Genomic DNA, 11,201 nt, shown 5'->3' on the forward strand with positions numbered 1-11,201 from the left:
AATAGATTTTATAGATAAACGGTTACTTTTTGGTAATCGGGTGTGTTCAAGATAAAGAGATTTTTATAAGAATAGATAATTACTTATAGAATATTAAGGTCCCAAATCTGAAATATTCTCTTAACAAGACTTAACCCTATGCTCCCACAGAAAACAAGGCATTTGCTATATGTCGTGTTGTTGGTGTTCATATCAATCTTCGGTTCCACGGTATTGGCAAAAACAGGTGTCAACAGGATACTTACCAAAGTGGTATCCTCCATCACCGAGACAGATGCAGAAGAAAAAGCTCCGGTCCAAGCAACCGAAGCCCTAAAGGAAACCAACGAGGATCTGTTCACTCCTAGTACGGCAATGTTCGCAACCATCATTATTGGCGCAAATGAAGAGGTGGTATGTCCCAATGATGGAAGTACCTTGGCCAAATTCTTTTTATGTGGAACCAGTGATGTCAGGACCATTTCTCTTTCCCAATCCGGTAGCACATATCAATGGCAGAAGTTGGATCCCAATACTTGTGCCGCTACGGTGGTAGACGATTGTCCTACCATCAACGGAGCCTGTACATGGAACACCGTCGGAACCGGACCAACCTTTAATCTTTCCACTTCAGGTGAGTTTAGGGTAAGGGTCAATTCAGGACAGTATTACTATTTCAAATCTTCACTGAACCCCTTGGATCCACAATTGATCAAAGAGGATATCATTTGTGGGAATCCTGGTAGGGTAGAGGTGACCAATGTGCCTGCAGGATACGAATACAGTTTGAACACTGCGGCAGGACCGTACCAAGATGCCCCTTATTTTGATATTGCTTCACCAGGGGACTATCGTGTTTATGTGCGTTTGAAGAATGTTTCGGCCAGTGCCTGTGTGTTCCCGTCCAATTTGGTGACCGTAGGGGATTTGGATATCAACGTAGATGTTACGGCTAATGATATTCTTTGTAGTGGGGAGTTGGGTAGTATCGATGTTCTGGTATCCGGTGTTCCTGGTTTCTATACCTATCGATTGGTGAAAAACGGGGTGACCGTGGATACTTTTGGTCCAAATGGTGCCGATACCTATACGTTTGCCAATGTTAGCCCGGGAACCTATAGTATTAGAGTGGAAACCAACAACTGTTCTGAAACGGTTACAAACGATGTTAATGGCGATCCCATTGTAATCGGTGGGGGAATCAGTCCTTTGGCCGTTTCGGCTACCGCTTCGGATAGTTTTGGTTGTGGGGCCACATCGGTCAATGTGAATTTGACCACTTCAGGAGGTACCGCCCCCTACCGATTTAGCGTGGATGGAACTCCTTTTGGTTCGCCTTATTCCGGTACCACAAGCTTTACCGTAACCTCTGCTGGTACCTATTCCATTTTGGTGGAAGATGCCAACGGCTGTCAACGAAGTGCGTCCGTGGATGTACAGGATATTCCACCACCTATTTTCAACATTGTGGAACAAGATGCCAATTGCGGTGGTGCCAATGATGGTAGGGTGACCATCAACGTGACCAATGGATATGGCTATGAAATTGAATATAGTATCAACAATGGGGCAACCTTTCAGATAAGCAATGTATTTTCCAATTTGGCTCCAGGTTCCTATAATGTGGTGTTGAGGTACGAACAGGATTCCTTTACCTGTACTACGGCTCCCCAATCGGCCACAATTGGCACGCCATCGACCATTACGGCAACTGCGACCCCAAATAGCATTCCTTCCTGTACCAATGAAACTGGGGGGCAAATCACTATTTCTGGGGTATCCGGCGGTACGGCACCCTATGAATACAGCATTGGCTCTGGTTTCGGTACTAATCCTGTCTTTCCAAATTTGGGTGTGGGAACCTATACGCCCATGGTGCGAGACGCCAACGGTTGTGTACAGGCCCTTCCAGATGTGGTGTTCAATACGTTGAACAAGCCTACGGACCTTGCCTTCAGTATTTCTAGTTTGAATTGTATCACTACCACCGCTTCTGTTGACGTTGTGGTAACAGGTGGAACAGGACCATACACTTATGAAATCATTGCACCTTCTGCCAGTGCCATCAACAATGGTACTAACAGCACCTTTACCGGATTGGGATTGGGTACTTATACGTTTAGGGTAACGGATAATGTGGGTTGCTCCTATGATGAAAATTATGCCATTACCGATATCAGTTCCATTGGTGTTGCCGCCCAACAGACCAAGGTGGTTACCTGTGTTGGAGGTATAGACGGTGAAGGACGCTATTTGGTGGATGGATTTAATTCCACTTACAGCTATAGTATCGATGCAGGGCCAGTTTTTACAGGGCAAAGTAGTGGTATAGTGCCTTTAACTGGATTACCTGCAGGTAGTTATGTTATTTCCGTAACGGATGAAGAAACCAATTGTACCGATACAGCTACTTTGGTTATCGAAGAACCTTCCACGGCTTTTGACATTTCTGGGCTGGATGTTACAGCCATGAGCTGCCAGAATGGAAATATTGGTGCCGTGCGCATCAACACTGTTGGAGGCTGGGGAGGAAATCGCTATACCTTGATCCAACCCGATAGTTCCGTGCGCGGACCTAAAAATGGCAGCACATTCTCCAATCTATCACAAGATGGAACCTATCAGGTTCGCGTTACCGATGCCAATGGTTGTACAGTAACTGATAGTTTTACCCTGACCCGTTTGGATGCTCCTACCTTGACCTTGGACAATGGTGCTTCGGATTTCTGCTATGATAATTTTACCGCATCCACGTTGGTGGTGAATGCCGCTGGTGGTTTGGCTCCATATCAATATCGGATCAACAACGGTGTCTTGGGCGCCAGCAATACATTTGCTGGGTTAACGCCGGGTACTTACACTATTGAAGTGGTGGATGCCAACGATTGTAGAGACACGGTTACGGCTACCATTGCACCTCAGGTGATTGCAAATGCGGTCACCATTCAAGAATTGGATTGTGCGGGACCTCCGGGACAGATTCAGGTGAATATCAGCAACGGATATACTTCAGGTGGTAATTATGATATTTATGAAGTGAGTATCAACGGGGCAGCCTATACTTCGGACAATAACAATATTACGGGAACCTCCTTTGTGTATAGCGTCCCCAATGATGGCTCCATTATTTCGGACACCACTTTTCAGTTCTTGGTGACAGATAGCAGGGGATGTACCACGGAATCCAATATGGTGACCATTTCACCACCTGAAACCATTGCGGGTTCAGCGGTAGGAATCGATACCCAATGCGGCGACAATACGAGCGGTATCGTGCAATTGATTCCAGATACTACCCAAGGGGTTCCTCCTTATACATTTAGTAACGATAACGGGGCCACTTTTGGAACCCAAAACTACTTTTCTGGTTATGGACCCGGTACCCATGGTGGTTTCGTGATCCGTGATAGTAGAGGGTGTGTGAGCCCAGAATATACTGTAACCATCGGGGCCAGTGATCCTTTGGATACCACTGCGACCCCAACCAATGCCATTTGTTCGGCAGGGGCGGTGAACGGTTCCATTTCAACAACCATCAACAATGGTGTAGCACCGTTTGATTATATTTTGTTGGATGTGGCCGGTAATTTGGTAGCTTCCTCCACAGGAACAGCAAGTACCACCGTGAACTTTCCAAATCTTCCTTTGGGCAATTATACCGTGGTGACTACCGATGCTTCAGGATGTGAGGACCGTGATGAAGTGATCATCGATCAAAATCAGTTGGATTTGATTCCTTTGGACCCAGATCCCGCTATTTGTTCCGATACATCCTTCCCATATCGTGTTCAAGCGACTGGAGGAACGGCGCCTTACGAGTTTAGATTGGTGGGAGATCCGATATTTCACCCTGCAACATCAGGTGGAGATACCTATGACTTTACCGGTCAGGTGGTTCCGGGTGTTACCTATTTTGTGGAAGTAAGGGATGCCAATGGTTGTACTTATATTGAAGAAATTGATCCTATTGGCCCTTCCAATCCTGTTACGGTGGTGGCAACCACTACAGCGGCATCCTGTAACGTTTCGGGTAGTGGTTCCATTGACTATGAAGTTTCGGGGTTCCCAAATAATCCGGCAAATTTTACGGTAACACTTCAGAATACAGATACAGGTGCTACCGTTTCAGGTCCCAATACTTTTACTAACGAAATACTTCCGTTTTCAGATACGTTTACAGGTCTTGCACCTGGTAATTATCAAATCATTGTAAATGACACCGATACCGGATGTAGCGGAAGTACCTTGGTCTTTATTGGCTTTAGTTCCCCATCCATCACCATTGATAATTTTGTGGAAGCAACCTGTAATGCAGGAGCTTTGGTAACCGTTAGGGGATTCGGAGGAACTGCACCTTTCAATTATGCCTATGTGCCATCAGGAAGCCCTGCACCGACTGTTTTTGCGTCGGCAACCACTTTTGAAATTCCGGGACCTTATCCAACCGATTATGATTTCTATGTTCAGGATGCCAACGGTTGTACCGCTCTGACCACATTGACCGTGACCCAGGAGGCGGGGGTTCCAAATCCTGTAATCGATGTGGTGAACCAATGTACGGCAACCAGTGGATACCAAATCAATATGGTTTCACCATTATCTACAGGATCTGGTCTTCCTGAGGAAACCTTCCAGTACGATATTGGTAGCGGTTTTCAAACAGGTACCACTTTTATCGTGCCTAATCCAGGTAGTTATGTAATTACGGTGAGGGATGGCAATGGCTGTACCAATACGGTCACCGCAGAAGTATTCGATTTCTTTGCCATTACGGCGGATGCTACCTCATTCCCAACCTGTAATGCGGGAGACGGAGTGATTACGGTAAACACCACGGGAGGTAGTGGAAATTTTGAATACCAATTGAGGGATATGGATAATGGTATGGCCAATATAGGACCTCCACAGTACACCAATGTATTCAACAATGTTTTGCCTGGAAACTATAATATTTTGGTTACGGATTTAAATTCAAATACCGCTCCACTGTGTTCCGATGAAGCCATTGTGAATGTATCCACCGTGAACAGTCCTGTGATCACGGCAACTCCTAGCAGCGATGTAACCTGTTTTGGAGCGGATAACGGAACCATTTCGGTTGAATTGCAACCAGGAAGCGATACGGATACCCCGTTAAACTACATTTTGTATGTTGGAGCTACATCAACGATCGTGGCCGGACCGCAAGGTTCTCCGGTTTTTGATGACCTTCCGCCCAACACCTATCAGGTTGAGGTGGTTTCGGATAGGGGATGTACCGATCGCTCAGGCAATATCTTGATAGATGAGCCAACCGAATTGATGGCCAATGCCGTGAACACCCAATTCAGTTGTAATCCGTCCAGTAACCAATTCAGTACGGCAACCATCACCATCTATACCGATACCAATGGAGATGGAACGGGAACCGCTACGGGAACGGGTCCCTACACCTATAGCATGAACGATGGTACCCCACAATTTGATGGTACCAACTTCCAGACGAGCAATACCTTTGAAGTCATCGATAATGGTACCAACCAGACCATTATTTTAACTGCAAGGGATCAAAATGGTTGTGAGGAAACGTCAACCGTGACCATAAACACGCCGACGGATATCACTTTCAGCTATAATGTGAACCAAATCACTTGTGATGCTTCGGGAACAGGCGTTGCGCCAGGTTCCATCGATATTATCGTAAACGAAGGCCCTGGAAACTACGAAGTGGAAATCTTGCCTTTGGGCTCAGAACCTGCAAGAAGTTCAGGTGGTACCGATCGTGTTACTTGGGATATTTCCACACCAGGGGATTACATTTTTGCCGTGACCGATGTGGGTAGTGGAGGTTGTACCTATTTGACCACGACCATCAACATGCCCGAGTACAACAATATTGAAGCTATCATTGCCGAGGTACAGCCTGTTACCTGTTTCAACGGAAATGACGGGGTGATCAGTTTGCAGATCAACAATTATAGTGGCGTTTATAATTATGAGGTATTCAGCAGAAACAGTTCAGGAGTTGAAACTTCTACCGGTGTGACAGGTACTTTCGATACTAATTCGCCCATAAACACCCCAGAATTAATTCCCAATGTGCCCGCAGGTAATCTTGTGGTACATATTGAAGCCATGGCATCACCATTCTGTGATGAGATCAGTAATGTGGTAACTGTTAGATCTCCGGATAGGACATTGACCGTGAGTGCTGTCCAAACTTCCCCGGTAACCTGTAATGTTCCTGGTTATGGTGAAATTACGGTAGCAGGTGATGGTGGTTGGGGAACCTATCAATACCAATTGATGGATTCAGGTGGAAATATCTTGGTCGATTATCCCAATACCACTCCGGTGTTCGAAAATCTATCGACGGACACCTATACCATCAATGTGAGAGATCTTAGGGGATGTGAATCTTCTACAAACATCAATTTACCATTGCCAACCCCTATTGCTGCGGATATCCAAATCGTACAACAATTAGCTTGTAACAACGATAACAATGGTATTATAGAAGCGTATAATGTGGGGGGTGGACAAGGCCCCGGCAATTATCTGTACCAGTTGAACCGGATTACGGACGGGACCAATAGCGGTCTTCAGACTACCCCAACCTTTGCCAATTTGTCGGCAGGGGATTATACCATCACCATTTTTGATGGTTGGAACTGTAGTTTCACAACTATACCGATCACCGTTCAGGATCCAGAAATTGTGGTTGCGGAATTGGTGGAACTTCAACCTCCAGGTTGCGGAGATTTGGGTAGAATGGAACTCATGGTCACCAATCCGGAAGCGGGAGTGGATTATTTCTACCGCAGATCAGGTACTTCCGACCCTTTTATTCCTTTTGGGGCTGGAATGACCAATGTGGAAATTGCAGCCGATATTACCCTGGACCCAGGGCCATTCCAATATGATGTGCAAAATTCCAACGGTTGTCCTTTTGAAAGATCCAACCAGATTTCGTTGGATCCTGCGGCACCTTTGGTCATTGCCTTGGATTTGACCAACGCGACCATCAATTGTGCAGGGGAAGCAACAGGTATCATCCGTTCTGAAGCTTTTGGGGGTATCGGTAGTTATATTTATACCTTGGTGAATTCCAATACATTGCCGCCCAATACGTCAACCATAGTCAGACCTGCGCAAACTTCAGGTATTTTCAGGGAATTGAACCCAGGAACGTATTATGTGTATGCAGAAAGTGGAGGGTGTACCGCCATTTCCGACCCAATCGTGATCGACCCAAAACCACCTTTGGTATTGGAATATTTGGAAGCTGTGCCCGTAATGTGTGCCGGTGATGCGAACGGACAGATCATTATTGAGGCCAGTGGAGGTACCGGGGCTATCCGATATTCCATTTCGGACAATTTGAGTGAGTTTTTTGAAGGAAACGACCCGAATAATCCCAATAGAAAAATCTTCAACGATTTGGCTCCTAGAACCTACGATATCATCATTCAAGATGATCTGGGTTGTACCATTACCAGAACGGTGGAGATTACCCAACCTATGGAATTGTTGGCAGGGGTAATTTATACCACTCCGGAAACCTGTATGGGCGATGGTGACGGAACTATGACCCTTCAGGTATCAGGTGGAACCGCTCCTTATTTCACTAGCGTAAATTCTGCGGAGGATGCCGATTTTGTGCAAAACGACACCATGTTCTTTGAAAATCTTCAAGGTGGTGAAACCTATGTGATTTTTGTGAGGGATGCCAATGGATGCCAGACCAACGTGGTGGGCGAAATAGGCATTGGAGTGGACATTGTGGCCGAACCTGTTGTGGAATATGGCTGCGAAGGAATCTTCCCGAATAGCACCACTACCATTAATATTGCAGATAGTTCGCAACTTTCAGATCTTCTCTTCTCTTTGGATGTGGATGATGTGGAAATGGCTACCGATCAGCGCGTGTTCGGAGATCTTCCTGCTGGAGAACATACTGTTTTCATTTATCACGCCAACGGATGTGTAACGTTTGTGGAGTTCTCCATTGATGCATACGAACCATTGACTTTGGAAGCCATCAAAACAGGACCCAATGAGGTGACCGCCATGGCCACGGGTGGATTTGGAGGCTATGAGTATTTCTTCCAAGGGGAATCCTACGGAGAAGTGAACGTGTTCAACATCAATGTCGATTCCAATATCAGCATTATGGTACGCGACCAAAATGGTTGTGTGGCCAATTTAGTTATGCCGTTCAATTTTGAAGGGATGCCTACAATGCCGCCATTCTTCACCCCGGATGGTGACAACCTTAACGATTATTGGTATCCAGGAAATAGGGAGTATTTCCCGGATATTGATGTAATCATCTATGACCGTTATGGCAGGGTAGTGGCGCGTTTGGATCAAGTGAAGAAATGGGATGGTAATTATGATGGGAAACCTTTGCCTACTGGAGATTACTGGTATGTGGTAAATGCCAACGACAGGGAAAAGCAAAGATTCGTGGGTCATTTCACTTTGTATCGATAACGAGCAGGTTTTACCCCATAATAAAATGACATTTTTTGGATGGACAATGCTGTTTCAAACTGATTTAAATCATGGCATATCAAGTATTTGTGATGTAGTTTAGGTTGCTTGTGGATAAAGGAGCTCCGATTTCCCTTTCGTAAGTGTTTAACTTAAAATTAAAGATCATGAAAAAGCTATTGTTAGTTCTTTTTGTGATGGGAATTGTAGCACCTATGCAATCTCAAATCATTAAGACGGAGGAATTGTCAGAGGTAGTTGTGTATGCCACAAATTACAAGTATCTGAACAGTATTGACACCAAGGAGGAGGCATCCATTCCTGTGGAAATGCTAAGACGTAAAGTAGCAGCTTTTGATGTTAAGGAATCTGGGTATTATCAAGATGATTACGATGTTTATAATATCGAATTCTATATTCCAGAAGGTAAAATCCTAGCTGCATATGATAAGGACGGAAAAATTATCCGTACTGCTGAAAGATTCAACAACATTAACCTGCCCAATTCTGTTAAGGAAGCTGTTTTGGAAAGATTCCCCGGTTGGACCATCACCAAGGACACATACATTACCACGTATTACGATAAGAAAGGTGTCACCAAAAAATACAAATTGAAATTGGAAAATGGGGACAAGGTGTTACGGGTGAAAATGGATGAAACTGGTGAATTTCTATAACCGAACAGTTGAGGTTGGTTATATTGTGGACCATAATAAACTAAACGAGTATTGATGATACAGGTGGATAGAAATAGGTGGCCACCGAAATTCATGAAAATAGTAAGGAACAATTATGGTAAGTAAAAGCTTAAAAATTAATTGAATGGCCCAACACGCTAGCTAGTTTGGGCCATATTTTTTGGATTACTACCAAATCCAAAACTATTAAGAGGAGAAATTTGCATTTCAATAAAGCGGCAAAAGTTTTAAAAGGTCTAGATAGAAATCTCAACAAAATTTTTATTTTTGCAATCCGTTTTCGGGATGTGGCCCTTCGGTAAGCTCGGGATAAACTGCACCACTGTTTACAGCTATTCTTGAGCAAGTTCAAAAGCCACGATCATCAGAAAACGAATTTAATGATCGGGATGTGGCGCAGTCTGGTAGCGTACACGCATGGGGTGCGTGTGGTCGCTGGTTCGAATCCAGTCATCCCGACTTACCTTATTTAAGTAAAATCAAAACACTGTTTATCTTATGATTTTCAGTGTTTTGTGTTTTTAGGCATATCGTTTGAATTCATTTAAAACCATCTAAAATCATATCAAGCGTGTTCCCATCGGGAGCAAACACTTACAGTTCTTGTTGTAACTTTAAATGACTTTTAGAACCATTTTTCTTGTGTTTTGACTTTCACAGTATTCACACTCTAAAAGGTTACAACATGCAGAAAAACAATCGTTTAACAATCAATTTCTTTACAAGAAAGCACAAGGTTCAATCCGAGAACCTAATTGTCTATTGTAGGATCACCATCGATGGTGAGCGCACCGATTTTAGCATAAATCGGGAGATAAAAGCCAATTTATGGGACAATAACCGGAAAAGAGGCAAAGGTTTTTCCAGTTATGTGATTTCCCTGAACAAGTACCTAGACCAAATTTATACAGGACTACATGAGGCCCATAGATTGATGATGGCAGAAGAAAAAGTTATCACTCCACTATCTATTAAAGCAAGATTTTTTGGGGAAGATGAGGGTGGAAAAACATTGAAACAATTGATTGCCTATCATAATGGAACCATGCACACTTCGTTGCGCCCGGGAACAAGAAAGAACTATCACATCACAGAAAGATGTGTAGGTTTATTTTTAAAGGAAGAATATGGGATGGAGGATATAAGGCTCAAAAAATTGAATTATCGTTTCATATCCGACTTTGAACAGTACCTAAGAAAGTACAGGCCATCAACACGGACCAAGTGCACCAATAATGGTGCCATGAAACACATGGAACGGCTTAAGAAAATGTCAAGATTGGCCGTTCGATTGGATTGGATAACAAAAGACCCTTTTGAAAATTATAAGCTTCGTTTCGAGAAAACTGAACGGGAGCACTTGACAAAACGAGAGTTGCGGTTAATTGAAGAGACCACTTTCAAAAAAGAGGGGGTTGAGAAATGCAAGGATGTGTTTCTCTTCTCGTGCTATACTGGCCTATCCTATATCGATGTCAAGGCATTGACACCAGACCATGTTCTTAAAGGTATAGATGGAAATGATTGGTTGTTCACCAAACGTATAAAGACGGACGAAAAACTCAAGATACCCTTACTTCCACAGGCAAAGGAAATCATCAAGAAATATGAAGACTCGCCTGAAAGAAAAGTGATGAAAGTCCTACTACCTGTTTACAGCAATCAAAAGGTCAATTATTACCTAAAGGAAATCTGCAAAGCTTGTGGGATAAACAAGAAGGTGACATTCCATACGGCTAGACACACTTTTGCCACTACAATAACCCTTTCCAACGGTGTTCCTATTGAAACTGTTTCAAAAATGCTCGGCCATACCAAACTATCCACGACCCAGATTTATGCAAGGGTACTGGATTATAAAATTGGGCAAGATATTCAGGACTTAATAGAAGTAATGACAAAAGGGAATGTGGAATGATTAGTGGATAAGCCGGGTAAACTGACCCACCTTCGCCGGATAAAACTGACCATAGCAAACGAACTGCCCAGATTTGATCTATCCTTGGGTTAAACTTAGTTTTTATTTTTTAATTTTCTTCTCATCGATTC

3 protein-coding genes and 1 tRNA gene are annotated in these 11,201 nt (G+C 43.9%); all 4 read left to right on the forward strand.

All coding sequences use genetic code 11. The features are described 5' to 3' along the window. The first annotated feature begins 138 nt into the window (after positions 1-138). The 4 genes from GTK07_RS14370 to GTK07_RS14385 all read left to right on the forward strand — a co-directional run bounded on the left by GTK07_RS14370 (position 139) and on the right by GTK07_RS14385 (position 11,070). On the forward strand, positions 139-8,454 hold the full coding sequence (locus GTK07_RS14370; RefSeq protein WP_163635944.1) for a T9SS type B sorting domain-containing protein: 8,316 nt from the start codon (positions 139-141) through the stop codon (positions 8,452-8,454). Between the two features lie 167 nt (positions 8,455-8,621). Beyond that, positions 8,622-9,131, forward strand: a complete 510-nt coding sequence (locus GTK07_RS14375) for a nicotinate-nucleotide adenylyltransferase (RefSeq protein WP_163635945.1) — start codon at positions 8,622-8,624, stop codon at positions 9,129-9,131. A 406-nt stretch (positions 9,132-9,537) separates the two neighbouring features. Beyond that, positions 9,538-9,611, forward strand: a tRNA-Pro gene (locus GTK07_RS14380). Between the two features lie 226 nt (positions 9,612-9,837). After that, positions 9,838-11,070 carry a site-specific integrase gene (locus tag GTK07_RS14385; protein ID WP_163635946.1) on the forward strand — a complete coding sequence of 411 codons (1,233 nt, stop codon included), beginning with the start codon at positions 9,838-9,840 and terminating at the stop codon, positions 11,068-11,070. Positions 11,071-11,201 lie beyond the last annotated feature (131 nt).

Origin of the sequence: Flagellimonas sediminis (assembly GCF_010500845.1) — a bacterium.
In the GTDB taxonomy this organism is placed as follows: Bacteria; Bacteroidota; Bacteroidia; order Flavobacteriales; family Flavobacteriaceae; genus Flagellimonas; species Flagellimonas sediminis.

What these genes read in the sequence shown, in the direction of transcription:
- GTK07_RS14385 (WP_163635946.1), top strand. Translation starts at nt 9,838, where the DNA reads ATGCAGAAAAACAATCGTTTAACAATCAATTTCTTTACAAGAAAGCAC.
- GTK07_RS14370 (WP_163635944.1), top strand. Translation starts at nt 139, where the DNA reads ATGCTCCCACAGAAAACAAGGCATTTGCTATATGTCGTGTTGTTGGTG.
- GTK07_RS14375 (WP_163635945.1), top strand. Translation starts at nt 8,622, where the DNA reads ATGAAAAAGCTATTGTTAGTTCTTTTTGTGATGGGAATTGTAGCACCT.